Origin of the sequence: Micromonospora mangrovicola, assembly GCF_047200535.1 — a bacterium.
Lineage (GTDB): Bacteria > Actinomycetota > Actinomycetes > Mycobacteriales > Micromonosporaceae > Micromonospora.
Window position 1 is genome coordinate 87,950 of record NZ_JBJZOG010000010.1, and the last position, 26,706, is coordinate 114,655.

The 26,706-nt window shown below is 72.4% G+C and carries 25 protein-coding genes; 6 read left to right on the top strand and 19 right to left on the bottom strand.

Annotation, left to right across the window (positions count from 1 at the left end; all coding sequences use genetic code 11):
- Positions 1-22: 22 nt before the first annotated feature.
- The 4 genes from ACL02O_RS06870 to ACL02O_RS06885 are packed head-to-tail and all read right to left on the bottom strand — an operon-like array spanning position 23 to position 4,469.
- Positions 23-1,366, bottom strand: a complete 1,344-nt coding sequence (locus ACL02O_RS06870) for a multicopper oxidase domain-containing protein (protein WP_412817113.1) — start codon at positions 1,364-1,366, stop codon at positions 23-25.
- Between the two features lie 3 nt (positions 1,367-1,369).
- Positions 1,370-2,650: a hypothetical protein gene (locus ACL02O_RS06875; protein WP_412817114.1), complete on the bottom strand. Its 1,281-nt coding sequence runs from the start codon at positions 2,648-2,650 to the stop codon at positions 1,370-1,372.
- Positions 2,650-3,768, bottom strand: a complete 1,119-nt coding sequence (locus ACL02O_RS06880; protein ID WP_412817115.1) for a hypothetical protein — start codon at positions 3,766-3,768, stop codon at positions 2,650-2,652. Before ACL02O_RS06880 ends, ACL02O_RS06875 begins: the two co-directional genes overlap by 1 nt.
- A complete protein-coding gene (locus tag ACL02O_RS06885; RefSeq protein ID WP_412817116.1) occupies positions 3,765-4,469 on the bottom strand; it encodes a helix-turn-helix transcriptional regulator in 705 nt (234 codons plus the stop codon). The genes ACL02O_RS06880 and ACL02O_RS06885 overlap by 4 nt, the downstream gene beginning before the upstream one ends.
- Before the next feature lie 83 nt (positions 4,470-4,552).
- On the opposite strand from ACL02O_RS06885, the gene ACL02O_RS06890 reads away from it, so the two are divergent.
- Together ACL02O_RS06890 and ACL02O_RS06895 are read left to right on the top strand one after the other, a co-directional pair.
- A complete protein-coding gene (locus ACL02O_RS06890; RefSeq protein ID WP_412817117.1) occupies positions 4,553-5,347 on the top strand; it encodes a DUF2249 domain-containing protein in 795 nt (264 codons plus the stop codon).
- 129 nt (positions 5,348-5,476) lie between these two features.
- Positions 5,477-5,629 carry a hypothetical protein gene (locus tag ACL02O_RS06895; RefSeq protein WP_412817118.1) on the top strand — a complete coding sequence of 51 codons (153 nt, stop codon included), beginning with the start codon at positions 5,477-5,479 and terminating at the stop codon, positions 5,627-5,629.
- 29 nt (positions 5,630-5,658) lie between these two features.
- On the opposite strand, the gene ACL02O_RS06900 is transcribed toward ACL02O_RS06895, so the two are convergent.
- From ACL02O_RS06900 to ACL02O_RS06915, 4 genes are all read right to left on the bottom strand, one after another.
- Positions 5,659-6,123 carry a hypothetical protein gene (locus tag ACL02O_RS06900; RefSeq protein WP_412817119.1) on the bottom strand — a complete coding sequence of 155 codons (465 nt, stop codon included), beginning with the start codon at positions 6,121-6,123 and terminating at the stop codon, positions 5,659-5,661.
- Between the two features lie 22 nt (positions 6,124-6,145).
- The gene (locus tag ACL02O_RS06905) at positions 6,146-6,649 is read right to left on the bottom strand and encodes a putative zinc-binding protein (protein ID WP_412817120.1); all 504 of its coding nucleotides are present in this window, start codon (positions 6,647-6,649) and stop codon (positions 6,146-6,148) included.
- Between the two features lie 13 nt (positions 6,650-6,662).
- Positions 6,663-8,261: a benzoylformate decarboxylase gene (gene mdlC / locus ACL02O_RS06910; RefSeq protein WP_412817121.1), complete on the bottom strand. Its 1,599-nt coding sequence runs from the start codon at positions 8,259-8,261 to the stop codon at positions 6,663-6,665.
- A 79-nt stretch (positions 8,262-8,340) separates the two neighbouring features.
- The gene (locus ACL02O_RS06915; RefSeq protein WP_412817139.1) at positions 8,341-9,498 is read right to left on the bottom strand and encodes a TIGR04053 family radical SAM/SPASM domain-containing protein; all 1,158 of its coding nucleotides are present in this window, start codon (positions 9,496-9,498) and stop codon (positions 8,341-8,343) included.
- Positions 9,499-9,798: 300 nt separating this feature from the next.
- Between ACL02O_RS06915 and ACL02O_RS06920 the strand changes: the two genes are divergently transcribed.
- From ACL02O_RS06920 to ACL02O_RS06930, 3 genes are all read left to right on the top strand, one after another.
- Positions 9,799-10,209 (top strand): pyridoxamine 5'-phosphate oxidase family protein, encoded by a 411-nt coding sequence (locus ACL02O_RS06920; protein WP_412817122.1) that lies wholly within the window; start codon positions 9,799-9,801, stop codon positions 10,207-10,209.
- 152 nt (positions 10,210-10,361) lie between these two features.
- Complete coding sequence (locus tag ACL02O_RS06925; protein ID WP_412817123.1) at positions 10,362-10,631, top strand: DUF6457 domain-containing protein; 270 nt, start codon at positions 10,362-10,364, stop codon at positions 10,629-10,631.
- Positions 10,628-11,809, top strand: coding sequence for a molybdopterin molybdotransferase MoeA (locus ACL02O_RS06930; protein ID WP_412817124.1), 1,182 nt, complete (start codon positions 10,628-10,630; stop codon positions 11,807-11,809). Before ACL02O_RS06925 ends, ACL02O_RS06930 begins: the two co-directional genes overlap by 4 nt.
- Before the next feature lie 197 nt (positions 11,810-12,006).
- Here ACL02O_RS06930 and ACL02O_RS06935 read toward each other — a convergent pair whose 3' ends face one another.
- The 6 genes from ACL02O_RS06935 to ACL02O_RS06960 all read right to left on the bottom strand — a co-directional run bounded on the left by ACL02O_RS06935 (position 12,007) and on the right by ACL02O_RS06960 (position 21,951).
- Positions 12,007-13,350 carry an MFS transporter gene (locus ACL02O_RS06935; protein ID WP_412817140.1) on the bottom strand — a complete coding sequence of 448 codons (1,344 nt, stop codon included), beginning with the start codon at positions 13,348-13,350 and terminating at the stop codon, positions 12,007-12,009.
- 175 nt (positions 13,351-13,525) lie between these two features.
- Entirely contained in the window at positions 13,526-14,893 is a 1,368-nt protein-coding gene (locus tag ACL02O_RS06940; protein ID WP_412817125.1) for an MFS transporter, read from the bottom strand.
- Positions 14,894-15,291: 398 nt separating this feature from the next.
- Complete coding sequence (narI, locus tag ACL02O_RS06945; RefSeq protein ID WP_412817126.1) at positions 15,292-16,035, bottom strand: respiratory nitrate reductase subunit gamma; 744 nt, start codon at positions 16,033-16,035, stop codon at positions 15,292-15,294.
- Positions 16,032-16,703, bottom strand: coding sequence for a nitrate reductase molybdenum cofactor assembly chaperone (gene narJ, locus ACL02O_RS06950; protein ID WP_412817127.1), 672 nt, complete (start codon positions 16,701-16,703; stop codon positions 16,032-16,034). The genes narI and narJ overlap by 4 nt, the downstream gene beginning before the upstream one ends.
- The gene (gene narH, locus ACL02O_RS06955) at positions 16,703-18,319 is read right to left on the bottom strand and encodes a nitrate reductase subunit beta (RefSeq protein WP_412817128.1); all 1,617 of its coding nucleotides are present in this window, start codon (positions 18,317-18,319) and stop codon (positions 16,703-16,705) included. The genes narJ and narH overlap by 1 nt, the downstream gene beginning before the upstream one ends.
- Positions 18,319-21,951 (bottom strand): nitrate reductase subunit alpha, encoded by a 3,633-nt coding sequence (locus ACL02O_RS06960; RefSeq protein ID WP_412817141.1) that lies wholly within the window; start codon positions 21,949-21,951, stop codon positions 18,319-18,321. Before ACL02O_RS06960 ends, narH begins: the two co-directional genes overlap by 1 nt.
- Positions 21,952-22,167: 216 nt before the next feature.
- On the opposite strand from ACL02O_RS06960, the gene ACL02O_RS06965 reads away from it, so the two are divergent.
- Complete coding sequence (locus tag ACL02O_RS06965; RefSeq protein WP_412817129.1) at positions 22,168-22,374, top strand: P-loop NTPase family protein; 207 nt, start codon at positions 22,168-22,170, stop codon at positions 22,372-22,374.
- 127 nt (positions 22,375-22,501) lie between these two features.
- Here ACL02O_RS06965 and ACL02O_RS06970 read toward each other — a convergent pair whose 3' ends face one another.
- The 5 genes from ACL02O_RS06970 to ACL02O_RS06990 form a co-directional block, all read right to left on the bottom strand.
- On the bottom strand, positions 22,502-23,023 hold the full coding sequence (locus ACL02O_RS06970; protein WP_412817130.1) for a GNAT family N-acetyltransferase: 522 nt from the start codon (positions 23,021-23,023) through the stop codon (positions 22,502-22,504).
- The gene (locus ACL02O_RS06975; protein WP_412817131.1) at positions 23,020-24,012 is read right to left on the bottom strand and encodes an ABC transporter ATP-binding protein; all 993 of its coding nucleotides are present in this window, start codon (positions 24,010-24,012) and stop codon (positions 23,020-23,022) included. The genes ACL02O_RS06970 and ACL02O_RS06975 overlap by 4 nt, the downstream gene beginning before the upstream one ends.
- Positions 24,012-24,983 (bottom strand): ABC transporter ATP-binding protein, encoded by a 972-nt coding sequence (locus ACL02O_RS06980; protein ID WP_412817132.1) that lies wholly within the window; start codon positions 24,981-24,983, stop codon positions 24,012-24,014. Before ACL02O_RS06980 ends, ACL02O_RS06975 begins: the two co-directional genes overlap by 1 nt.
- Entirely contained in the window at positions 24,983-26,143 is a 1,161-nt protein-coding gene (locus ACL02O_RS06985; protein ID WP_412817133.1) for an anhydro-N-acetylmuramic acid kinase, read from the bottom strand. The genes ACL02O_RS06980 and ACL02O_RS06985 overlap by 1 nt, the downstream gene beginning before the upstream one ends.
- A gap of 11 nt (positions 26,144-26,154) precedes the next feature.
- The coding region (locus ACL02O_RS06990; RefSeq protein WP_412817134.1) for an N-acetylmuramic acid 6-phosphate etherase at positions 26,155-26,706 on the bottom strand (552 nt) is incomplete at its 5' end.

Here is a 26,706-nt window from a genome sequence, read left to right on the forward strand (position 1 = left end):
CCGGGGCGGCCGGCGGTTCCGGCTACGACCGCACCCGGAACGCGCCGCGGGCGCCGCGCTCGGCGTCGACCATGACGTGGCTGAGGAACGGGTAGTCGCCAGGTTCTGGGAAGGTCATCTCGGCGAACCCGCCCGCAGCAGGGCTGAGCTGAAGCACCTGCGCGGCGCCGGGGTCGTCGGGCCTGCTTTCCCAGCGGCCCTCCCGGTAGATGGTGTCGAACTGCGTGCCCACCACGTGAAAGGAGCTGCCCCGGTTGGGTCCGGCGTCGAGCAGCCAGACCCGCACCCGCTCGCCGGGACGGGCGGGCAGCGGGCGGTGGGCATACTGGGCGACGTAGCCGTTGAACACCACCGCGTCGGGGCGTTCCGCCTGCATCTTCGCCAGGTCACCGGGTTGCCCGTCCGGCCCCAGGTAGAGCTCCGACTGCACCAGGACGTACTCCCGCTGCACCGCGGGCAGGTCGGGCGGATCGATGATCACCGCGCCGTACATGCCGTTGCCGATGTGGTGCAGCATCGGCATGGTCGAGCAGTGGTACATCCAGATGCCGGCGCGGGTGGCGGTGAAGCGGTAGGTGAGCCGTTGCCCGGGGTCGATCGGGTGCATCACCTCGTCAGGAGCGACGGCTCCGGCGTGGAAGTCGATGCCGTGGTCGAGGGTGCCGTCGTTGATCAGAGTGATCTCGAAGGTGTCTCCGATCCGTCCTCTCAGGACCGGGCCGGGTACGGTGCCGTCGAATGTCCAGAGCCGCTGGCGCACCCCCGGTGCCACCTCCCGGACCACCTCCCGCACATGCAGTTCGCGCCGGTGCAGTCGGCCTGGCGGAACGGGCGGCGCGGTGGCGTCCCGGGCCGTGAAGGCTGGGCCGGGGTCCGCCATCGCGTCCACTGGCCGGTGGGGCGCGACGGGAGCGGTGCTGGCCGGGGACGCGACCGCGCCGGCCGGCACGACCTGCATGGTCATTCCTGCCTGCCGATGTCCCGGCAGTGAGCACCAGCCCTCGATGATCCCGCCAACTACCCCGGCGTCGAGGCGGGCCGACTCGCCGTGGCCGAGGAGCCCGGTGCGGGTTCCATTGTTCAGCACCAGGTCGTGGCGGCGACGGTCCCGGTTGGTCAGGGTCACGACGAGGTGGTCGCCGGGTGGCACCTCGATCCGGGCCGGGTGGAACCGCATGTTCTCGGCGACCACTTGCACTGTCGTGGTGTGTCCGCTCGGCACGACAGGATCAGCTGCGGCCGGTCGGCGGTCGGCGGGACCGGCGACGCGTTGTGCGGCCACTCCGACCAGCACGGCGACCAGGACGAGGGCGATGCCGGCAGCGGCGCCGCCGAGGGATCGGGCAGGTGCGGGGGACGCGGACACGGGTCACCTCCGGGTGGTGAGCAGGACCCGGGCGGCCGGCACGAGGAACTGCGCCAGCGCGACAAGGATGAGCAGGGATGTGGTGATGCGGACGTAGGGCGGGCTGGGCAGCGCGAAGACCGCGAGCGCGGCGTTGGTCATGGCGACCCGCTGCGGCCCGTGCCGGTCCAGCAGGGCTGCGCGGCGGCGAGCGGCGTCGGGTCCTCCGCCGAGCACCACCGGTAGCAGGTGGCTCAGCGACCCCACGAGGACCTGACCAACGAAGCCGACCAGCAGCGGCACCAGCACGACGCCGAATCGGTCCGCCGCCGTCCCAGGTTCGTCGGCCGGCAGCAGCGTGGCGGCGTCGAGCACCAGGGCGACCAGGAGCCAGCCGGTCGCTGCCGCGAGCGACCAGCTCGCGAAGGCGTAGGGCGGGCGGGCACGGGCCGCGGCCAGTGCCGGACGTACTGCCACCAGCACGCCGAGCAGGAACAGCGCCAGCCCCGCCGCGGTGATCATCCGCCACCAGGTGAGCAGGCCGAGTCCGAGGAGCACCAGTCCGGTGACGGCCAGCGGCAGTGCCCGGACCGTGTCCCGTACCGCGGAGTCGGCCAGGCGGGTGCGCAGCATGGTCGGCCAGAGGGTCAGCAGCGTTCCGAGGACCGTGAGGGTGATCCAGCCCAGCAGGTTGACGTGGGCGTGGAAGAGGAGCAGCCGGGCCTGGTGGCTGCCACCATCCACCAGCATCCCGGCACCCACCGGGACGCCGGTGAGCAGCGTCAGGCCAGCGGCCAGATAGTAGTGGACGGTCACCCGGAAGCGGGAGGGCAGTGCCCGGCGCAACTGGCCGGCGAGCGAGGTCAGGTGCCAGACCAGGGCGCTGAGCAACAGGAAGGCGCCCGGCACCCCGAGCCGTGGCAGGTCGCCCGCGCCGGCGGTCAGGACGGCCGCCACGCCCACGTTCAGCAGGGCCAGCCGTACGGCCTCCGCCCGGCGGCGGGTCGGCGGCGGCGTACGCAGCACCGCAGCGCTGAAGTGTGCCGACCAGATGACGATCGCGTTGGTCACGGCCCCGAGCAGGAGCAGATGGATCGCCAGCCAACGCCAGGAGGGCAGGAACGGGTGGGCGAATCCCAGCGCCACGAGCCCCACCAGGTAGGCCAGCGGCAGTAGTCCGGCCTTCCGGTGCCACGCCGACCGGCCGGTGGCCCCGGCACGGGGATCCGCGGCGGTGGAGGACGGTGGAGCCTGGCCGGCGGTGACCGGCGTGAGCGGGGCCGAGCCCGGCCGGAGGACATCCATCACGGCACCGCCACGACCGGCGGGGTGGGCCCGGTGGTGCGGGCCGCGGTGTGGCCGGCGGTCAGCGAGGCGATCAGCACGCACGCCAGGAAGGCGAGGACGGCCAGCACGTTGACCGTCCCGGCGGCGCGCCAGACGTAGCTGACCTTCAGGCCGTCACCGATCACGACCCGTGCCAGCAGGCTGACGTGCAGGAGGGCCAGCGGCGCGTACAGCCAGGAGCGGTAGGGCAGCGGCCGGCGCAGCACCGCGGGCAGGATGACCGGTGCGTGCACGAAGATCATCGACATGGTGAAGCCGAGGAAGACGGCGTGCAGGGTGGCGTCGTATCGGGGTCCGCCGGTGGTCGGGCCGGCGCCCGCCCACAGCAGGCCGGCCAACCCGAGCCAGGCGTACCCGGCCAGCAGCCCGACCGCGACGTAGCGGGGCAGACCGCCGCCGCTTACGGTGCGGCGGGCGACGTCGTGCGCCAGCAGCCACCCGACGACGGCGAGCAGGCCCACGCCGAACAGTTGTGTCCCCGCGCCGGTCCAGAGCGCGCTCGCGGTGACCCCGGCGGTGAGTGCGCCGACGGCAGCGACGAACCATGCCTGGCCGTGGCGGGGCAGAGCGAGGTGGGCCAACTCCAGGCGTTCCCCGGCGATGGTGGCCACGACGAAGGTGGCCAGCCAGGGGACGAACTGCGGCACGGTGGCACCGGCGAGCCACAGCACGGTGGCGGCGTACCAGGCGAACGCGCCGAGTCCCTGGGCCAGCAGCGATGGACCGGGTTGCCGACGCCACAGTTGGTGGTAGACGAGCAGGAGCAGCACCGCGGCGAGCATGAGCAGTAGTCGCCCGGCCAGGGTGGGTCCGGTCAGTACCAGGGTCACGGCGCCGGCGCCGGAGCAGGCCGGCGCGAGCAGCGCCCACCGGGCCCGTAGCGCCACCGCCCGCTCCAGGGCCACGAGGGTGCCGACGAACCCGAGCACCATCAGCGGGCCGTGTACCTGTTCCAGCGGTGCCGGCGGGGCGGGCAGCGGCAGGTCGAGCAGGAGCAGCGCGGCGTACAGGCCGGTCAGCAGGGCGAACCCGCCGGTGATGAGGATGGGGAGGCGCCAGCGCGAACGGGCGGTCATCGCGGTTGCGCGTCGACGGGCGGGCGGCGTCGTCCCGGGGTGCCGACCTCGGGCACGGCCAGGCGGATGACGCAGGCGTCCGGGGCGCCGAACGGCTCGACGACGGCACCGGCGGGCGGCGCTCCAGCCTGCTCGAGGGCCCCCCGGACGACTCCGACGTGCAGGTTGCAGATCGCGTCGGGGTTGCGGTTCACCAGCTCCAGGAAGGGGCAGGTGTGCAGGTGGATCTCCGTGCGGCCGTCGCCGGTGCAGTGCACGCGGGGACTGAAGCCGAGGCCGCGCAGCACCTCGAGGAGGACGCCGGTCGGGTCCTGACCCGGTGGCGTGGCCGCGGCGAGCCGCCGGCCCCAGTCCTGCCCGGCTCGGGTCGCCTCGATGCGTACGTCGCTTCCGGTCCGGCGGGACAGGTGGTCGAGCAGGGCGGCGGCCAGGGCCCGGTACGGCGCGGGTGCCGGCGCCTCCGTGGCAGCGACGCGGTAGCGCCAGGCGGGCCTGCCGGGCTGCCCGCCGCTGGCTCGGGCCTTCACGAGCAGTCCGGCGTTGACCAGCCGATCGAGGTGGGCGCGAGCGGTGGACGGGTGCAATCCGGTCCGCTCCCCCACCTCGGCGATGGTCACGCCGCCGTCGGCGGCCTTGACGATGTCCAGGATGGAGACCCGGCTCGCGGTGCCCAGCGCCCGGTGCCGCTGCGTGTCGATCATTTCGCCGACCGGCCCTGTTCTCGTGGTTTCCACGGTAGTTAACGTTACAACGTCGTTCGTCGTGAAAACTTTGGGGAGTCCTCATGTCCCACTCGCGCACCGCCGCCGACCAGACCGCCGCACGGTCCGTGGTCCGCCACCACGCCCAGCTCGCCGCCGCGCTCGACCGGCATGTCGGAAGGATCGTGGCGGCGGCGGTGGACGGCGACGCCGTCTCGGCCGACAACGCCCGCATCGACCTGCTCGGCTGGCTGCGCGACGAGTTGTTGCCGCACGCCGACGCGGAGGAGACCGCCCTGTACCCGATCGCGGCGGACCGCGCCGAAGCCGCGTTGCTGATCCGCGGCATGCGGGCCGAACACACCGCCATCCGCGACCTGGTGGCAGAGCTCGACGCCACCACCGAGCCGGTACGGCTGGCCACCACGGCCCGGGCCCTCGCCGACGTCCTCGCCGTCCACCTCGCCAAGGAGAACGAGCTGATCGTTCCGCTGCTGGTGGACGCCGCGGACGTGTCGCTGGCGACGCTGCTCGACGGCATGCACGACCTGTTGGGCTCCTCGGCGTCGGCGGGTGGTTGCGGTGGAACCTGCGGATGCGGCGGCGACCGCACAACCGACGCGCCAGCACCGGTGCTGAGCATCAACCCCCGGTTGGACGTCCGGCTGCTGCCGCACGACCGTCGACACGCCGCGGTGCTGGCGGCGCTGGACGCGATGCCGGCGGGCGGGGCGCTGGTGCTGGTCGCCCCGCACGCGCCCCGACCGCTGCTCACCGAGATCGAGGCTCGCTACCAGGGCCGCATGGTCGCCGAGTGGCTGCAGGACGGCCCGGACGTGTGGCAGGTCCGACTGTCCCGGCACCCGGTCCCGGCCTGAGGAAGTCTGCCGGCGCCGGAACGGATCGGTCAGGGCCAGCCGGACCGGCCCACCGGGACCTTGGGCCCTGTTCCGCTCCGTTCCCGCCGGCATGGTGAGGGCCGGTCGGGCACCGGGGAGGTGGCGTCGGTGTGCAACCACTGCGGAGGCCGGGCGTTCCCGCTGGTCGGCCGGCTCTCCGCCGAGCACCGGGACACCCACGGGGTGCTCGGTGGTATCGACCGGTCTACCCCGCCGCGTGACCTGACCACTCCGCTGTTCCCACCGTCGGCGTCCGCCTGACCGTCCTCGGGCCCGGCCGGGACCGAGGATCACCGAAGATGAGCGGCCAGGGCGAGGAAGACCACCCCGATCAGGAGAACCAGTCCGCCCAGGGCCGTGACGAGGCTGGTCAGCTGCCACGCCTGGTAGGCCCCGAGCAGCGCCCCGCGCAGGGCCTCCCCCATGAAGGCGGTCTGCCGCAGCCGGTCCAGCCGCTGATCTTCCCGGCCCGCGCCCATGCACTCCGCGGCGATCTCCGCGTACGTCCGGCCTCCGGTGGCCTTGACGACGTGGCCGGCGATGAGTTCCGAGTAGGCGCGGGCCTGGACCCCGGTGCGCACCGGGCTCCGGGCGTACCTGTCGAGCTGCGCCGGCAGGTCGGTGGCCGGAAAGGCGATTCGCTGGCGGGTCAGCTCCTGGCCGACGCTGCGCCGGCCGAGTACGCCTTGGACGATCATCACCGGTCCGGCGGCAAGGAGCACCACGCCGGTGACGACGAGGAGGAGTGTGATCATGGGCTTACTCTGCCCGGCGCGATCAGGCGTCCGGCAGGGCTGCAGGTCCCGTCGGGGATCGGGACCCAAGTCCCGGCCGGTCGCGTTTCGACGGCCCGCAGGCGCGGGCCGCTTCGGTGACCAGCGCCCACAACCGTCGCAGGTCCGCGTCGTCGGGGCCGACGTGCCGGCGCTTGCGTACCCCGTGGTCGCTGAGCACGACGTGCCCGTCAGGACTGAGACCGTGCCGGCGGAGGGTCGCCGCCACACAGACCAGGGGGCAACCGTCCAGTGCCAGGAGGGGACGCCCGGAGTGGGCCAGCCGCAGCAGCGGCGCCACGTCGCCACCGAGGCCGGCGATGCACGACATCTCCGCCAGGCCGGCCCGGTCGAGCCGCACGGCGAGGGCGTTGGCCAGTTGGGCTGCGCTCGAACAGCCCGAACACGAGTACACGACCGGCTCGTCGGACCGCGGCCGGCGGCGAGAGCCGCCCGCGGCGTCACCGCGCTGGTCGGTCTTCGGCCGGGGATCACTCGGCTGCGTCACAGGAATTCCCTTCTCACCAGTGTTTCCCCGCGGTGCCGCCGATCGGCACCTCGATCAGGGTCGGGCCGTTCCGGCCCTGGGCGTCACGTAGCGCGGTCTCCAGATCCCGGCCGCTCTCCGCCCGCGTCGCGATCGCTCCGTACGCCCGCGCCAGGGCGACGGTGTCGATCCCGGGCACCCGCAGGCCGGGCACCTCGACCAGCCCGAGAAGGTCCCGGAAGTCCTCCAGGACGGCGTAGCGGTCGTTGCGTAACACGACGACGGTCACCGGCACGTCGTATCGGACGGCGGTCCAGAGGGCCGGCACGGAATACTGGAGGGCCCCGTCACCGATGACCGCCGTCACCGGGCGACCCGGCTCCGCCAGTTGCACACCGATCGCGGCCGGCAACCCGAAGCCGAGGCTGGCCCCGGCCGGGCTGTAGAAGCCGCCCGGGCGGTCCAGACGGATCTGGTCCTGGCAGTCGCGCATGTTCGACACCGACTCGCAGACCACCACACCGTCGCGTGGCAGCACGCGGGCGATGGTCGCGTAGACGCCGGCGGCACTCAGCCGGCCGTCCGCGTCGTCGACCGGCTGCGGGCGGGAGCCCGGCACGCAGGGCGCGGCCCGGGGGACGCCGACCTCCTCGGCCAGCTTCGCCAGCACGGCCACTGGATCCGTCAGCACCGCCTGCCCGAGGCTCGCCCGAGACGCCTCGTCCGGATCGTCCGTGAGCAGCACCAGTTCCGCGTCGGGTCCCAACAGCCGTCCCGGGACGTACGGGTAGTAGCGGAAGGCGGCCGCCCCTGCCACCAGGACGAGGTCGTGCCCGCGCAGCGCCTTGCCCACTCCCGCCTCGGTGGCCGGCAGGACTCCCTGGAACGCCGGGTGCGTGGTGGGGAAGCCGCACCGCGGCTCCACCGGCGCCCAGTGCACCGGAAGCCCGCACCGCTCCGCCAGCCGGACCGCCGCAGCCCAGCCCGCCGGACTGTCCAGGCCCGCGCCGACCAGCAGCACCGGCGAACGGGCCGCGGCCAGCCGGGCGGCGAGCTGCCGCACGAGGTCGACGTCCAGCCCGGCACCGACGGTCACCCGCCGCTCGGCGAGGACCCGTACCTGCTCCTCGTGGACCTCGGCCGTCCAGTCGTCCATCGGCAGCGAGACCAGCACCGGTCCGCGCGGTGGCAGGGCGGCCAGATGCGCGGCCCGTGCCAGGGCAGCGGGAAGGTCCTGCGGCCGGGAGGGCTCCACGCTCCACTTCACCAGGGGCCGGGGCAGCACGGTCGGCTCCGCATTGGTCAGCAGCGCGGGCCCGGTGAGCAGGGCCCGGACCTGCTGCCCGGCGGTCAGCACCAACGGCGTACGGGCGGCGGCCGCGTTCACCAGCGCACCCATCGCGGTCGCCACCCCCGGCGCGCTGTGCAGGTTGACCAGCGCGGGACGACCGGTGGCCTGGGCGTACCCGTCGGCCATCCCGACCACCACCCCCTCCTGCAGGCCGAGGATGTAGCGGAAGTCAGACGGCAGCCCGGCGATCATTGGTAGCTCGGTGGAGCCGGGATTGCCGAACACGGTGCTCAGGTGATGTGACCGGAAGATGTCGAAGGCCGCTTGCCGTACCGAGATCATGGCTGAGCCTGACCCGGGGAAACCGGGTTCGGGCAGCGACGAAAGCCCCGGACGGAACGGGACGGAGGACCGTGGCGGCTCAGGTATCCGCGAGCGCCTCCGGGCGGGGGCCCGAGCCAGGTTGGTAGCCACACGACGGGTCCTCGGCCCAGAGGTCACCGGTCACCGCGTACGCCCGGGCGCGGGACCCTCCGCAGAGGAACCGGAACTCGCAGGCACCGCAGCGGCCCCGCAGCCGCCCCGGGTCCCGCAGCCCGGTGAACAGCGGCGAGTCGCGATAGATGTCGACCAGCGAGCGCTGCCGGACATCGCCCGCCGGAACGGGGAGGAACCCGCTGGGGTGGACGTCTCCGCGGTGCGAGACGAAGACGAATCCGTTGCCCGCGCTGACCCGCAACGGTGCCCGCCGCACCCGACCGGGCCGCCCGACGAGGCCCCGCTCCTCCAGCCGGGCGCGCAGGTCCCGGTACATCGCCCCCAGTCCGAGCGCGGTCAGGTGGTCCTCACCTCGCCCGGCGAGCGCGTCGCGTTGCAGACAGACCCGGCGGAAGTGGTGTGCTTCGGTGGTCTTCACCGGCACGGTTTCGCCGAGGTCGTAGAGCACGTTGAGCACGTCCTCGGTCTCTGCCGCGTCCAGGCCCCGCACATCCCGTCCCCGCCCCGTGGGTACGAGGAAAAAGACGCTCCACAGCAGTGCGCCCCGCTGGTGCACCTGCGCGGCTATCTGCGGCAGGTCGTGCACGGTGTCGCGGGTGACCGTGGTGTTGATCTGCACCTTGAGCCCGAGATCGCGCGCGTCGCGCCAGGCGCGGTGGGTGAGCTGCCACACCCCCGGCACGCCGCGGAAGCCGTCGTGCGCGGCAGCGGTGGCGGCGTCCACGCTCAGGGAGATGGCCCGGGCCCCGGCATCGCGAAGGCCGGCCAGGGCAGCTCGCGTGAGCGTCGGGGTGCCGGAGGGCGACACGGAGACCGGCAGGCCCAGCGCCGCGCCGCGGCGCACGAGTTCGGCCAGGTCCGGTCGCTGGAACGGGTCACCGCCGGTGATCACGAACAGCGGTGCCGGCTGCCCGAAGGCCGCAACCTGCGCCATGAGGGCGGTCGCCTCGTCGGTGGTGAGTTCACGGCCGTCCCGCCGCGGGCGGGCCGAGGCACGGCAGTGCCGGCAGGCCAGTGGGCACGCCTGCGTGGCCTCCCAGATGACGATGAAGGGGCGTTCCCGGACGTCGTGTCGGGGCATCCGGACCGACGCGCCGGCTCGTTGCGGTCCGCGCACCGCGTTCGCTGTCGATGACTGGGTCACGGGCCGCACGTTGCTCGCAGACAACGGCACGAGCCAGGGCCGGCCGGCCCGCTCGGAGCGGGTCGCCCGGCCCGGGTGGCGCCGCCCGGGTTCCGCGCCGCGAGGGGACCTTCGCCCCTACCCGCCGGGCCCTGCCCGCCTCATGGTGGTCGTGCCCTGTAGGTGCGAGTGTGGGACCGCCGAGGAGGACGGGTGGACGAACCCCGGGCGTTGCGGAAACTGCCGGAGGGCGAGGCGATGCGCCTGCTGGCCTCGGTCCGTGTCGGCCGGGTGGTGTTCACCCAGTGGGCGTTGCCGGCCATCCGACCGGTGAACCATCTGGTGGTGGATGGTCTGGTCATTTTCTGCACGCATTCCGCTTCCGCGGTGGCGACGCAGGTCACCGCCGGACCGACGGTGGTGGCGTACGAGGCCGACGACATCGACGAGGAGCGTCGGACGGGCTGGAGCGTCGTGGTGACCGGCCTGGCGGTCGGGGTCGACGCCGGCGAGCTCGCCGATCGCTACCGCGGGCTGCTGCGTCCCTGGGTCGGCCGGGGCGACCAGGTCGTCGCGGTGCAGCCGCGCCTGGTCACCGGCTTCCGTATGGTGCGGTCGGACGACACCGGCCAATCCGCGTCGACCGTCGACGTTCGCTTGTCTCCGTAGCCGCCGAACTGGTTCGCAATTGCCTGCTGAACTCGGGACTTTCGGCCCGGCCGGGGCGGAAAGCCCGCCGACAGGCTGGGCGGGACGTTCCTCGCGGCTGCGTCTGGCCGGTGCGACGGTGACGTCACCGCGACCGATCGGAGGGTGGTTTCATGTTGCAAGCAACCGTCGGCACGCCACAGTCGAATGGCGGCCCGCTGGACGACTGGGTCACGGATACCGCCGCCGCTCTGGGCCTGCCGGCGCCGTCGACGGATGACACCCGTGCCCTGCTCGAGCTGGTGCGGGAGGTGGCGCACGGCGTCTGCCGGCCGGCCGGCGCCGTGGCGGCGTACCTCGTCGGGGTGGCCGTCGGGCAGGGCACCGACGCGGACACGGCACACGCCGTCGTACGCACTCTCGTGCCGGAGCAGGCCCGGTGACCCTCGCCGTCGACGGGTGCCGGATCAGCGAGCCGGCCGACTGGGACACGGCCCGGCTCCTCGCGTACGCACTGCCCACCCCGACTCCCGCGCGGTCCGTGCCCTTGGCGGCGGCCGTCGGGCGTACGCTCGCGGCGCCGCTGCGGGCCGCCGCGCCGCTGCCCGGGTTCGACAACTCGGCGATGGACGGCTACGCCGTGCGTGGTCCGGGTCCGTGGCGGGTCGTCGGTCGGGTCCTCGCCGGCTGTCGTCTGGTCCCCGCGCCGCTTGCCGAACAGACCGCCGTCGAGATCGCCACCGGTGCTGCCGTTCCGGACGGAACCGACCGGGTGGTGCCGTACGAGATCGCGGACCGTCACGGGGAGTGGGTGCACGCCGCCTGCAGCGACCGTCGGCATATCCGTCGACGTGCCGAGTACGCCCGGCCGGGGCAGGAGCTGGCCCCAGCCGGCACGATCGTCACGCCGCCGCTGCTCGGCCTGGCGGCGAGCGTGGGACAGGACGCGCTGCCGGTGCACGCCGCTCCCCGCGCGCGGCTGTTGCTCACCGGTGACGAGCTGGTGCGGCGGGGACGACCCGGATGGGGTCGGGTGCGCGACGCCATCGGCCCCATGATGCGGCCGTTGCTGGTCGCCTGGGGTGCTGAGCTGTTGGACCCGCGCACGGTGGGAGACGAGCCCGCCCGTTTTCACAGCGCCGTGGCGGACAGCGTTGCTGACGCGGATCTCACCGTCGTGTGTGGTGCCTCGTCCGTAGGCCCCGCTGACGGGCTGCACAGCGCTCTGGCCCGTCTCGATGCTGTCGTGCACGTGGACGGCGTGGCGTGCCGTCCGGGACATCCCCAGGTGCTCGCCCAGGTCGGGCACCGGTGGATCGTCGGCCTGCCCGGCAACCCGTACGCTGCCCTGGTCGCCGCTCTGACGCTGGTGGACCCGGTGCTCACCGCGCTCACCGGACGGCGGCTGCCGGATCTGGTGACCGGAACGCTGCTGGACCCGGTGCGGTCTGACGGGCGGCACACCCGGATCGTGCCGGTCCGTCGGGGGCCTGAGGGCTTCCGGGTCGTCAACGGCGTGCACCCGGGGTTTCTGGGCGGCGCGGCCGTGGCGGACGCCTACGCCGTGGTCGCTCCGGGCACCGCGGGACAGCACGACGTCCCACTGCTCACGTTGCCCTGATCTTCGCGGGCGGCACGGCGTGGCGGTCGCTACGGCCACCGGCCCTCTCGTCCGTCGCCACGCGTCGTCCTGCGCCCCGACGGCGGATCTGGGCAGGTCGCGCGGTGGGCCGGCCGTTCCTGTCGCGGACCGGACGACGAACGGTGGCGGCGGCCGGAACCTCTTCCCGGCCGCCGCCGCTGTCTGGGAGAACAGGGTCAGGAGGGGCGCTCCGCTCCCTTGCGGGCGTAGAAGTGCCAGGCCAGCGCCACGCAGCCGGCGAAGAAGACGGCCCAGCCGAGGTAGAAGGCCGTCGCCGGGATGCTGGCCAGGCCGACGCCGAACAGGAACGGCCCGAAGGCGGCGATCGCGGCGGTCCAACCGATCACCCCACCGGCCTGCCGGCGTTCGAAGATCATCGGCATCTGCTTGAAGGTGGAGGCGTTTCCGACGCCCGCGAAGAAGAAGATGCCGAGCATGCCGGCGACGAAGAACTTGAACTCGCCGAGCGAGGACGGCGTGAGCCAGACGGCGGTGAAGGCGGTCGAGGCGGTCATGCCGACTCCGGAGACGACCGTCCACACCGCGCCTCCGAAGCGGTCGCAGAGCGGACCCCAGGCCACCCGGGCGGCCGAGCCCACCAGCGGGCCGAGGAACGCCCACTTCAGTGGGTCCGGAGCATCCGGGAAGGCGCCGTACAGGTTCTTGATCAGCAGACCGAACTGTGCGGCGAACCCGGAGAACGCGCCGAAGGTCATCAGGTAGAGCGCGGTCATGATCCAGGTGTGCTTCTCCCGGAAGATGTCCAACTGCTGGCGGAAGTTGGCCTGCACCGGCGCGCTCTTGAGGAAGAACCAGGCCAGCGCGGCGCCGGCGACCACCCAGGGGATGAAGACGAGGCCGGCGTTGTGCAGCCAGATCGACTCGCCGAGCCCCGTTGCCGGCGTGACCACCTTCTCCGGGCCGATGCTCGCCGTACCGAGCAGTGCGAAGCCGATCACCCACGGGACCATGAACTGCACCACGCTGACGCCGAAATTGCCCACGCCCGCCTGGATGCCGAGCGCCAGGCCCTGCTTGCGCTTCGGGAAGAAGTACGAGGTGCTCGGCATGAAGCCGGAGAAGACGCCGCCACCGATGCCGCAGAGAAACGCGAGGACGAGCAGCACGGCGTAGGGCGTGGTGGCGTCCCGCACGGCCCAGCCCCACCCGGCCAGCGGCACGATCATCAACAGGGTCGAGAGCGAGACGAGCTTGCGGGTGCCGAGTACCGGCGGCAGGAACATCCAGACCAGGCGCAGGAGCCCACCGGCCAGACCGGGCATGGCGGCCAGCCAGTACAGCTCCGTGGTGGTGAGTCCGAAGCCGATGTTGTTCAGGCGGGGCGCGATGGCCGAGACGAGGAACCAGGTGATGAAGGCCAGGGTCAGGTTGTAGGTGGTGATGGTGAGCGTGCGCCAGGCCAACCGCTGGTCCCAGGTGGCCCCGTCCTCCGGGTTCCAGTCCGCCAGCCATTCCCGGCCCCTGCGAGCAGCAGGCTGCGCTGCGGAGGTGCGGCCGATGCCGGGTGCCGGGGCGTTTCCGGCTTCCGCCGGGGGTCGTAGTGCCGTGCTCATCGTGCTGCTCCTAGCTGTCGCCCAACGCTTCGGGACGTCGCTCAGCCTGGTGGCGCACAACCTCGCCGGACACGGCCGAGGGTCGCCTGCGGGCGGGACCAAGGTCCCGCCCGCCCACCGCTCACACCGGGCGTCCGGCCGGTGCCCGCTCCACCGCCCCGGCCAGATCGGGGCTGCGCTCGTGCAGCATCCGGTGCACCGTGCCGTGCATCCAGAGTCCCGCCGTCGCGGTCAGCAGGAACAGGATCGCGAAGGTCGTCTGGGGCAGGCCGGTCCATGCCTGCGCGTACGCGAACAGCGGGGGCAGGACGAAGCCGCCCAGCGCGCCGAGCATGCCGACCAGGCCGCCGACCGCCCCGACATCGTTCGGGAAGTACTCGGGGATGTGCTTGAACACCGCCGCCTTGCCGATGCCCATCGCGACCCCGACGAGAAGGACACCGACGGTGAACGGGAGCACGCCGAGTTGGTAGGGCAGGACCTCGCGCACGCCGTCGGCCTCGTACCGCTCCGGCACGTACAGGACGATGTGGCCGTAGGGCATGGCGAGGAACAGGGTCGCGGCTGACATGGCGCCGAACGTGCCGTACATGACCCGGCGTGCGCCGTACCGGTCCGACAGCCAGCCGCCGACTGGCCGCAGCAGGCTGGCCGGGAAGATGAACAGCGCCGTGAGCAGCGCCGCCTGGTACAGCGGCAGCCCGAAGACGTCGACGTAGTACTTCGGCAGCCATGCGGAGAGGGCGACATAGGCGCCGAACACCGCCACGTAGTAGAGGCTGAACCGCCAGACCCGCAACTGGCGCAGCGGGCGGAGCATCTCCCTGAGCGGCCGGCCACGGCTCGGCCGGCGATCACGCCTAGGGGTGCCGAACCACACCGCGGCAGCCATCAGCAGGAGCAGCACCGCGTACAGAAACGGGACGAAGCGCCAGCCACCGGGAACGACGCCGCCCAGGTAGCCGACCGCCGGCACGGCGGCGATGAACGCGGGGCCGATGAGCTTCGTCACGGAGGCCCCCACGTTGCCGGCGCCGAACACGCCGAGCGCGAACCCCTGCCGCTCCTGCCGCGTCCAGGCCGATACCCACGAGACCCCGACGCTGAAGGCATTGCCGCCGAAGCCGGCCAGGAACGCGTAGAGCAGCAACGCGCCGTAGCTGTCCGCGCGGGACACCAGATAGGTCGGCAGCGCGGTGAACACCAGCAACGCGGTGAAGACCGCCTTGCCGCCGAGCCGGTCGGCCAGCACCCCGCCCAGCAGCCGCCACACCGCCCCGTTGAGAATCGCGACCGAGGACAGCCACGACAGCTGCACATCAGTCAGGCCAAGTTCGCGGCGGATGGGAATGCCCAGCACACCGAACATCAGCCACACCGCGAACATGAGGGTGAATCCGACGGTGGACAGCAGCAGGACTCGGCCGCCGCCCTCGGCGTCGTCCCGCGCAGCCCGCTGGCTGTCCGCTACCGGCACGGTCCCCGACATCCGATTCTCCTTCGTTGGCGTCGCCGCACCGGCAGGGCGGCGGCTCCACTGTCGGATGTGCAAAATGGGGCCGCCACGGGCCGGCGGTCCCCCTCGGGAGGCCCAAGGTCACGAGGTACGCGGTGTTGCACCGCGCCGCGGGCCCGGTGGACTCCGGTGGCGGTGGACGGGACTGCGCCGGCCGTGGCCAAGAATGCTGGGCGGCGCCATCTACGGACCGGTCCGGGCGGCGGCCCTCGGCCGCCGACCACCTGGACGCGCAGCTGCCAGCGGTGCCCGGCACGTCCGGTTGCTGAGGCCGTCGATCGCCGTGCCGCATCGCCCGCGCCAGCGCCGCCACCCGGGCGGCGAGCTGCGGTTGCGCCGATGCTGTGGCGCCCTGGCCGGATATGCGTCCCCTACCGCCGGGCTGCCGGCTCCCGGTTGGTGTCGCGCACCGCCGCCGGAGCGGGCATGGGAGCGGGCACCGGACCGCGTCGCGTCCGATAGACGACGTACGGGCGCCACAGGTACGGCAGCGGCGCCGACCAGACATGCACCAGCCGGGTGAACGGCCAGAGCGCCAGGAACAGGAAGCCGCCGATGGCGTGCAGTTGGTAGACCAGCGGCGCCCCGGTCATCAGGGACGAGTCCGGCTGGAACCAGAAAACGCCGCGGAACCAGACCGCGATCGTCTCCCGGTAGTCGTAGCCCGCGCCGAGCAGGTTCACGCCGACCGTGGCGGTCATGCCGAGCGCCACCATCGCGGCCAGCGCGACGTAGAGCACCTTGTCCATCGGAGTGGTGACCCGGCGGATCCGACCGCTGACGAAGCGGCGGGCGATCAGCAGCGCGAGGCCGGCGACCAGCATCAAGCCGGTCACCGTGCCGCCCCACACCGCGGTGAGGTGGTAGACGTGCTCGCTGATCCCGATCTTCTCGGTCAGCGAGGCGGGCACGACCAGGCCCATGGCGTGCCCGCCGATGACCCCGAAGGCACCCAGGTGGAACAGCGGCGAGCCGAGCCGCAGCAGCCGGTTCTCCAGCAGTTGGCTGGTGTGGGTGGTCCACCCGAACTGGTCGTGGCGCCAGCGCCAGACGTGGCCGGCCACGAAGACCGCGAGGCAGAGGTACGGCAGGACGATCCAGACGAGCGTGGTCATCGGGAGGCCTCCGGGTGGGTGCAGGAAGGGTAGGGTGCGAGGCGGGTGCCGTGCAGGGCCGGTCCGTGTCCGAGTGACTCCAGGCCGACGGTCTCCACCGGTGGTCCGTCGACGGCGAGCGCCGCGACGGCGGCCCGGTCGTCGTCGCTGAGTTCGGGCAGCATGGCGCAGACGACATCCAGCAGCAGGCGGTACGGGCTGTCGGACTCCGCCAGCGCCGCGCGCAGTAGTTCGACGCCCCGGCGGTGCTGGCGCAGCGGCGCCTCGCCGTCACCGGGGCCGACGGCCGCCGCGAACTCGAGCACCACCGGCAGCAGGTCAGGCAGCTCGCCGTCGGCGAGCCGCAGCCCGTGTACCCGGTACCGCTGCTTGAGGATCAGCAGCGCCATCCCCCGCTTGCGGGTATCGCCGTGCAGGTAGTACGTCAAATAGAGGCCAGAGCGTCGGCGCAGGTCGAAGGTCTGCACGTAGTGGCGCTGCACCTCGATCGGGGCGGTGGCCGACAGCCAGTCCAGGAACTGCCCGAGCTGACCCCGCACCGTCTCGTCGGCGAACCGGTCGGCCGCCGCGCGAAGCTCGGCAGCCGCGCCCAGCAGCTCGTCATCGGGGTACGTCAACAGCAGGGACACCAGTTCGAAGATGCGCGCCCGGTCGCTCGGGGTGGTCATCAGCGGCCTCGCAGCGGGTTGATGGTGAGGCCACGTCGGCCATCGGCGCGGCGGGAGAAGACGCCTGGTCGCCCGGGGCGTACGCCGTCGCCCTCGACCAGGTGGAAGCTCTGCACGGCGGCCTCGGTGGTCATTCCCGGACCGCCCTCGCAGTCGAGCGAGCAGTCGGGGTGGGCGGTGGCCTGGGCCTCCAGCGCGGCGGCGTCCTTGGTGTGGGCGACCGGGATGACATAGCGCTCGTCGTACTTGGCGACGGCCAGCAGCCGGTACATGGCCTCCACCTGCTCGGCGGTCATGCCGATGTCGTCCAGCAGGTCGCCGGCGACCGTCCCGTCCAGCGTGCGGGCGCGCATGTAGGAGCGCATGGCGGCGAGCTTCATCAGGACGCCGGCGACCGCCTCGACGTCGCCGGCGGTGAACAGCTCGGCCAGGTACTCCACCGGGATGCGCAGCTCGCGGATGGTGTGGAAGACGTCGTCGGCGTCGGTGTCGTCCCGGCCGGCCTGTCCCACCGCGTCCAGCACCGGGGACAGGGGCGGGATGTACCAGACCATGGGCAGCGTCCGGTACTCCGGGTGCAGCGGCAGCGCGATCTTGTATTCGCTGATCAGCCGCCACACCGGGGACCGTTCGGCGGCGTCGAGCCACTCCTGCGGCACTCCGGCCTCCTCGGCGGCCCGCCGCACGGCCGGGTCGGCCGGGTCGAGAAACACGGCGCGCTGGGCGTCGAGCAGGTCGTGCTCGCCGGCGACCGAGGCGGCGGCGAGCACGGCATCCTCGTCATAGAGGACGATGCCCAGGTAGCGCAGGCGCCCGACGCAGGTCTCCGAGCAGATGGTCGGCTGTCCGGCCTCGATACGCGGATAGCAGAAGGTGCACTTCTCGGCCTTGCCGGTGGCGTGGTTGACGTACACCTTCTTGTAGGGGCAGGCCGAGACGCACATTCGCCAGCCTCGGCAGCGGTCCTGGTCGACCAGGACGATGCCGTCCTCGGCGCGCTTGTACATCGCGCCTGAGGGGCAGGCCGACACGCAGGCCGGGTTGAGGCAGTGTTCGCAGATGCGCGGCAGGTGGAACATGAAGGTCTTCTCGAACTCGAACTTGACCTTCGCGGCCGCCTCGCCCGGCATTCGGGCGATGTTCGGGTCTCCGGCGGCGTGCTCGTGCGCTCCGCCGAGGCTGTCCTCCCAGTTGGCGCCCCAGGTGACCGCCATCGGTTCGCCGGTCAGCGCCGAGTGAGGTCGCTTGACCGGGGTGTCCTTGAGCCCGGCGGGGGCGTTGACCAGGATGTCCTTGTCGAAGGTTGCCGGCTCGTAGTAGTCGTCGATCGAGGGCAGGTCCGGGTTCGCGAAGAGCCGGCTGAGCCGCTTGACCCGGCCGCCGGAGCGCAGCTTCAACCGGCCCTTGTCGTCGAGCTGCCAGCCGCCGTGCCAGCGGTCCTGGTCCTCGTAGTGCTTCGGATAGCCGATGCCGGGCTTGGTCTCGACGTTGTTGAACCAGACGTACTCGGTGCCGTCCCGATTGGTCCAGGTCTGCTTGCAGGTGACCGAGCAGGTGTGGCAGCCGATGCACTTGTCCAGGTTCATCACCATGGCCACCTGCGCACGGATTCTCATCAGTACTCCACCTCCTGCGCGCGACGGCGGATCACCGTGACCTGGTCGCGCTGGCTGCCGATCGGTCCGTAGTAGTTGAATGCGTAGGTGAGCTGGGCGTGCCCGCCGGCGAGGTGGGTGGGCTTGACCAGCAGCCGGGTCAGCGAGTTGTGGTAGCCACCTCGGCGGCCGCTCTTCTCCGCCTTCGGCACGTTGACGGTGCGCTCGGGCGAGTGGTACTGGAAGACCGTGCCCTCGGGCATCCGGTGGCTGACCACGGCCCGGGCCACCACCACGCCGTTACGGTTGAGCGCCTCGACCCAGTCGTTGTCCCGGACGCCGATCTTGGCAGCGTCCTCGACGCTCATCCAGATGACCGGACCGCCCCGGGACAGCGCGAGCATCAGCTCGTTGTCGTGGTACATCGAGTGGATCGACCACTTCGCGTGCGGGGTGAGGAACCGCACGGTCACGCCTCCGTCGACCAGCTCACCCGGCTTGCCGAAGTGCCGGGCCATGTTCAGCGGCGGCCGGAAGGCCGGCAACTGCTCCCCCAGCTCGGCCACCCAGTCGTGTTCGACGAAGAAGTGCTGCCGGCCGGTGATCGTGTGCCACGGCTTGAGCCGCTCGACGTTGAGGGTGAACGGTGAGTAGCGGCGGCCGCCCTTCTCTGAGCCGGACCACTCCGGGCTGGTGAAGACCGGCCGCGGTGACCGCTGGGTGTCCGGGTAGGTGATCTGGTCGCTCTCGTGCCCGGCGATCAGGTCCGCGAACGGCTGCCCGGTCCGCTTCTCAAGCGCGGCGAAGCCGGCTGCGGCGACCCGACCGTTGGTCGTGCCCGACAGCGCCAGGATCGCCTCGCACATGCGGTCGGCGGTGGCCAGCGACGGCCGACCCGCGTACGGGCCGTCGGTGACGACGCCGTTCTGGTGCCGCAGGTACTCCAACTCCGCGGTGACGTCGACGGTGAGCGCCTTCGTGGTGGTGCCGATCTTGTCGAGCAGCGGGCCGACGGCGCGCATCTTCGCACCGATCTGGGTGTAGTCCCGCTCGATCTCGATGAGCTTCGGCATGGTCGAGCCAGGCGCCGGCTCGCACTCACCGGCCTTCCAGTCCCGCACCCGACCGTTGGGCATGGCCAGTTCGTCGGGGGTGTCGTGCTGCAGTGGCGCGGCCAGCACGTCACGGCGCATCCCCAGGTGGTCGACCGCCAACTCGCTGACCTTGTCGGCCAGGGCGAGGAAGGTGTCGTAGTCGGAGTGCGCGTCGGCGGGCGGTTCGACGGCAGGGCTGAAGGCGTGCACGAAAGGGTGCATGTCGGTGGTGGAGATGTCGTGCTTCTCGTACCAGGTGGCGGCGGGCAGGACGACGTCGGCGTGCAGGCCGGTGTTGGTCATCCGGAAATCGATCGCGGTGAGCAGGTCGAGCTTGCCCGTCGGCGCCTCCTCGCGCCACACCACGTCGCGTGGGCGGTGGTCCGGGTCGGACTCCTCGGCGCTGGCCGACGAGTCGATGCCGAGCAGGTGCCGCAGGAAGTACTCGTTGCCCTTACCGGACGAGCCGAGCAGGTTCGCCCGCCACAACGTCAGGCAGCGGGGGAAGTTCGCCGGGTCGTCCGGGTCCTCGGCCACAGCGCGCAGCCGGCCGGCCTTCAGCTCGGCGACGATGTGCTCCTGCACCGTGACCCCGGCCGCCGCCGCCTCGTCGGTCAGGTCGAGGGGGTTGCGGTTGAAGGCCGGGTGGCCGGGGCTCCAGCCCATCCGCTGGGCAGCCGCGACGGTGTCCGCGAAGGCCATCCCGGCGAACCGGCCGGTGCCCAGCGGCGAGGACAGTTCGTCGGCTGGCACCCGCTCGTAACGCCACTGGTCGGTGTGCAGGTACCAGAACGGGGTGCTCGCCTGGTGACGCATCGGGCGGTGCCAGTCGAAGGCGAAGGACATGTGCTGCTGGCCGCTGATCGGCCGGGCCTTCTCCTGCCCGACGTAGTGCGCCCAGCCGCCGCCGTTGACACCCTGGCAGCCGGTCAGGGTGACCAGGGAGATGAACGCCCGGTAGGTCATGTCGGAGTGGAACCACTGGTTCGCCCCGGCGCCCAGGACGATCAGCGACCGGCCTCGGCTGCGCTCGGCGTTGCGGGCGAACTCCCGGCCGATCCGGGCGGTCAGCGCGGCCGGGACACCGGTGATGCGTTCCTGCCAGGCCGGTGTGTTCGGGGCGTCCGCGTCGTCGTACCCGGTGGGCCACTCGCCCGGCAGGTCGCCGCGGCGCACCCCGTACTGCGCCATGATCAGGTCGTAGACGGAGGTGACCAGGTGCTCGCCGACGCGCTTGACCGGTACGCCGCGGCGCATGGTCGTGCCGCCCTCGGTGTCGCCGACGTCGAACCGGGCCAGGTCGATCTCCACCGCCTCGTCGGCGAGGTCGAGCAGGCCGAGTGCCGGAACGACATCGCCGAGGTCGAGGTTCCAGCGGCCCTCGCCGGCCTCGCCGTACCGGAAGCCCAGCGACCCGTTCGGGACAACCGGTTCGCCGGTACGCTCGTCGATCAGGACGGTCCTGTGCGTGCCGTCGGCCTGTCCCAGGTCCGACGCGGTCAGGAACCGGTCCGCCGCCCAGCCGCCGCCGGCGGTCTGCCGGAGGGTGACCAGGAAGGGCAGGTCGGTGTAGCGGCGTACGTAGTCGACGAAGTAGGGCACCGTGCGGTCCCGGAAGAACTCGGTGAGGACCACGTGGCCCATCGCCATCGCCAGCGCGCCGTCGGTGCCCGGGTGCGGTGCCAGCCAGTCGTCGGCGAACTTGACATTGTCGGCGTAGTCGGGACTCACCGCGACCACCTTGGTGCCCTTGTAGCGGGCCTCGGCCAGGAAGTGGGCGTCGGGGGTGCGGGTCACCGGGATGTTCGAGCCCCACATCATCAGGTACGTGGCGTTCCACCAGTCGCCCGCCTCTGGCACGTCGGTCTGGTCGCCCCAGATCTGGGGAGAGGCGATGGGCAGGTCGGCGTACCAGTCGTAGAAGCTGAGCAGGGTGCCGCCGAGCAGGGCGTGGTAGCGGGTGCCGGCGGCGAAGGACGCCATCGACATCGCCGGAATCGGCGAGAACCCGACAACTCGGTCCGGCCCGTACGTCTTGGTGGTCCAGACGTGGGCGGCGGCGACCATGGTGATCACCTCGTCCCAGTTGGCGCGCACGAACCCGCCCCGCCCTCGCTGGGTCTTGTAGGCGCGCGCCTTGAGCGGGGTCTCCACGATCTCGGCCCACGCGGCAACCGGGTCACCGAGGCGCGCCAGCCCATCGCGGAACATCTCGGCCAGCACCCCCCGCACGTACGGATGGCGCACCCGCGAGGGCGAGTACTCGTACCAGGAGAAGGACGCGCCCCGGGGGCAACCGCGCGGCTCGTAGTCCGGCGAGTCGGGCCCGGTGGTCGGGTAGTCGGTGGCCTGATGCTCCCAGGTGATCAGGCCGTCCTTGACGAACACGTTCCAGGAACAGGAGCCGGTGCAGTTGACGCCGTGGGTGGAACGCACCACCCGGTCGTAACGCCACCGGTCACGGTAGAAGCGGTCCCAGTCGTTGCTGTCGACCTGATGCAGGGTGCGGCCGTGGTCGCCGACGGTTTCCCTGGTCAGGAAGCGACGGGTGGCCAGCAGCGGGGCCGCGCCGGGCACCTGGTCCGTTGCGGGGGTTCCGGAGGTGTCGGGCCGGCGGCGCGGTGACACGGGCTGCTCCTTCGGTGGTGCGGGGCGGTGGCTTTTGCCTTCCGTGACACGGAAGCGGGTCACGTCGGACCAAGACTGCGGAGTCAAAGACCGGCCAGGCGGGAGGCTCGGGTCCTCAAAGGGCGGGACCAAAGTCCCCATCCCGACATGGCGGATGCGAATCCCCGCGGACTGCCGACCTGTGTGGTGCTCACCTTCACCGACGAGCTGACCCGACGGCAGGGCCACCTGGCCGTGACGGGGTTTCCCGCAGCGCTCGGCGCACCGGCGGTACCGGTGCTCGGGCACCGCGGGCGCGGTGTGGACGTACCGCGCGACCGGCTCGCCGGCTGGCGGGGTGGTCCCGTCCGGTGATGCCGCCGCCGGTGGGCCCGGACGAGCGGGACGCCTGGATCGAGTCGTTGCTGAGCTTCGCCGGCTACCGGGCGCCGCAGCGGCACCGGACCACCCAGCGGGTGGACGGGGTGCCCCGCTTTTCGGCTCAACCCGGCGCGACCTCGGCCAGGCTCCGGCACAGCCGCACCTCCGGCTCGCCGTACGCCTCCTCCACCCGGGTGGCGCCGTCGGGCGTCCAGCCCTGCTTCGCGTAGAAGGCCCGAGCGGCATCGTTCGCCGCGAACACCCACAACGTCGCCGTGGCATGCCCTGCCGCCCGCAGCTTCTCGGCCGCGTCGTGCAGCAGCGTCCGACCCAGCCCGAGGCCCTGCGCTTCCGGGTGCACGTACAGGCTGAACACGTGTCCGCGGCGCGGCTCGTCCGGATCCGCGCCGAACCGCACCACCCCACGGACCCCGGGCCCGGCCACGTCGGCGACGAGCACGCCGTCGGGAGCGGCCGTGAGCACCCGCCGCCACAACGACACCGCGCCCGCCTCGTCGTAGCGGGCCCGCACCGCCGCCGGCAGCAGGTTCGCGTACGACCGGTGCCAACAGACCAGGAAGACGGCGCCGACGGTGCCGGCGTCGGCCGGCACCGCCGGCCGCACCCGCACCGGCAGGCTCACGAGCCTGACGGGGCGAGCTGCGACCGGTCGCTCACCCGCTCGGCCGCCACATGGCAGGCCACCTCGTGGCCCGAGCCCAGCGGAAACGGCAGCAACGCCGGATCGAACCGGCGGCAGTCGTCCCGGGCGAGGGGGCAGCGCGGGTGAAACGGGCAGCCGGACGGCGGGGCGGCCGGGTTCGGCACCTCACCGGAGACGGTGGCCTCGATCGGCTGGGAGAGCTCCGGGTTGGGTGCCGGCACCGCGGCGCACAGGGCGGCGGTGTAGGGGTGCCGGGGGCTGTCCAGCACCGACTTCCAGTCGCCGAGTTCGACGACCCGGCCGAGATACATCACCGCGACCCGGTCGCTGATGTGCCGCACCATGGCCACGTCGTGGCTGATGAACACGTAACTGAGGCCGAGGTCGCGGCGCAGGTTGACCAGCAGGTTCATGATCTCGGCACGCACCGAGACGTCGAGCGCCGACACCGGCTCGTCGAGCAGCAGCACCTTCGGCTCCACCGCGAGGGCCCGGGCGATGCCGACGCGCTGCCGTTGCCCGCCGGAGAGCTCGTGCGGGTACCGGGCGCCGAACGCCGCGCCCAACCCGACCATTTCCAGCAGCTCACCCACCCGCCGCTCGCGCTGTCGGCCGTCGGCAAGCCGGTGCACGGCCAGCACTTCGCCGAGCGCCTGGCCGACGCGCACCCGCGGGTTGAGTGAGGAGTACGGGTCCTGGAACAGCATCTGGATGTGCCGGCGCTGCTGGCGCAGGGCCGGGCCACGCAGTGCGGTCAGGTCCACCCCGTCCAGCTCGACCGTGCCGGAGGTCGGATCCTCCAGCCGCACCAGAAGTTTGGCCAGGGTCGACTTGCCGCAGCCGGACTCGCCGACGACGCCGAGGGTCTCACCGTCGCCGAGGGTGAGCGACACCCCGGCGAGGGCGTGCACCACGCCCTCGCCGCCCCGCACCGGATACTGCTTGACCAGGTCGGTCGCCGTGAGCATCAGTTCCTCCACTCGTGCGGGGGCACCCAGCACGCGGCCCGTCCCTGCAGCCGCGGCTGCAACCGGGGACGGGTCGCGCACTTCTCGACGGCCTGCGCGCACCGTGGCCGGAACGGGCAGCCTTCGACCGGGTCGGTGGCGGCCGGCGGCCGTCCGGGGATCTGAGCCAGCGGCGGCCGGGTGTCGTCGCTCGGGTCCGGCAGCGCGGCCAGCAGCGCCCTGGTGTACGGGTGCTGCGGGGCGGCGAACACCTGCCGCACGGGGGCGTCCTCGACCACGTGGCCCGCGTACATCACCACCACCCGGTCGACCAGGCGCGCCACCACGCCCAGGTCATGGGTGACCCAGATGGTGGTCATGCCGAGCTCCCGGCGCAGTTCGTCGATCAGCGCCAGGATCTGCTGCTGGATCGTCACGTCCAGCGCGGTGGTGGGCTCGTCGGCGATGAGCAGCCGGGGGCGCATCGCCAGCGCACAGGCAATCATCACCCGCTGCCGCATCCCGCCGGAGAACTCGTGCGGATAGGAACGCGCGGTGCGCTCCGGATCGGGAATGCCGACCCGGGCCAGCAGGTCGAGCATGCGCCGGCTCGCCTCGGCCTTCGGCACGCCGTGGGCGGTCATCGCCTCGATGACCTGGTCACCGACGCGCATCAGCGGGTTGAGCGACGTCATGGGATCCTGGTAGATCATCGCCGCGTCGTTGCCGCGGATCGCGCGTAGCTCCCGCTCGGAGAGTGCGGTCAGCTCGCGGTCACCGAGCCGCACGGTCCCGCCGGTGACGCGCAGCGGGTTGGCGAGCAGGCCCACCACGGCCAGCATGGTCAGGGATTTGCCGGAGCCGCTCTCGCCGACGACGGCGACGGTCTCCCCGGCCTCGACGGTCAGGTCGACCCCGTGCACGATCTCCCGGTCGGCGCCGCCGGACCGGGCCGATACGCGCAGGTCCGCAAGTTCGAGAAGGGCGTTCATCAGACGGCTCCGATCAGGCGCAGCCCGGTGGGGGCGGCGGCCAGTGGATCGGGCAGGCGCAGCGGGGCCGCACCGGGCACGATGGCGCCGAGCACCCGGGCGCCGGTGGCGCCGGTGCACGACGGGACGGTGGCGGGCAGACCGTGTGCGGTGTGCCAGCCGATCAGTGCGAAGGCGATGGCCTCCTTGGTGTCGGCCGGCGCGCCGAACTCGGCGGTGGTCGTGACCCGCACCCCGGTCAGCCGCTCCCGCAGTTTCGCCATCAAGGTCGGATTGGCGCATCCCCCGCCGGCGGCGACGAGGGTGTCGACCTGGTGCCGGCGTACCTGGTCGGCGACGGTCTGCGCGGTCAGCGCGGTCAGCGTCGCGGCGATGTCCGCGTCCGACAGGCCCGGATGCGCCGCCAGCGCATTCTCCAGGTAGTCGGCGTGGAACAGCTCCTTCCCGGTGGTCTTCGGCGGCTCGAACCGGTAGTACGGCTCGGCGAGCAGCTCGGTGAGCAGGGCGTCGTCCACCCTGCCGGCGGCGGCGAGGCGACCGTCCTCGTCGTAGCGCAGTCGGCCCCGGCTGGCCCGCACGACGGCGGCGTCCACCAACGCGTTGGCCGGCCCGGTGTCGTAGGCCATCGGGCCGGCGCCGTCGACCGGCCGCAGCACGGTCAGGTTGGCGATCCCGCCGAGGTTGAGGGCGGCCGGCCGGCCCGGCAGGCGGGACAGCAGCAGGACGTCCATCAGCGACACCAGCGGCGCGCCCTGGCCGCCGGCGACCACGTCCCGCACCCGTACGTCGGCGACGACCGGGGCGCCGGTCCGCTCGGCGATCCACGCCGGCTGCCCGATCTGCAGGGTGCCCCGCACCTGTCGCCCCTCCACCCAGTGGTAGACGGTCTGGCCGTGCGAGCAGATCAGGTCGACGCCGCCGGCCCGCTCGGCCGCGCCGGCGGCCACCTCGGCGAACGCCTGACCGATCAGCGTGTCCAGTTCGCACGCCTCGGCGAAGCTCAGCGCCGACGGGGGCAGGGCCCGCATCAGCCGGGCCCGGAGCTCTTCCGGGTAGCCCGAGCTGCCCTCGTGTACGACGGTGCCGTGCAGCACGCCGTCGCGCAGCGTGAAGTCGACGGCTGCGAAGTCGATGCCGTCGTGGGACGTACCGGAGATCATGCCCAGGACCTTCATGCGCTCGCCTCCAGCGCCGCCCGCAGCCGTCCGCCGCTCGCTTCCAGCCGCCGGCGGGGATCCGCCGCGTCGGCCGGGCGGTCGAGCATGAGGATCGCGGTCTTGACATCCAGCTCGGCCCGGTCGAGCGCGGCCTCCGCGACGGAGCGGGGGACGCCGGTGACCCGCCGGATGATGCGGACCGCCCGGTCGCGCAGCTTGGCGTTGGTCACCCGCAGGTCGACCATGAGATTGTCGTAGGTCTTGCCAAGCCTGATCATCGAGATGGTCGAGATCATGTTGAGCACCAGCTTCTGTGCCGTGCCCGCCTTCAGCCGGGTCGAGCCGGCCACCACCTCGGGGCCGACGAGCACTTCGATCGCCCGGTCGGCGACGGCGCTCAGCGGCGTGCCCGCGTTGCACGACAGTCCGACCGTGAGCGCGCCCCGCTCCCTGGCGGCCCGCACCGCCGCCAGGACGTACGGGGTGCGGCCGCTGGCCGAGATACCGACGACCGCGTCGGCGGCGGTGGGGGGGGGGGTGGTGTCTCCCCCCCCCCCCCCCCCCCT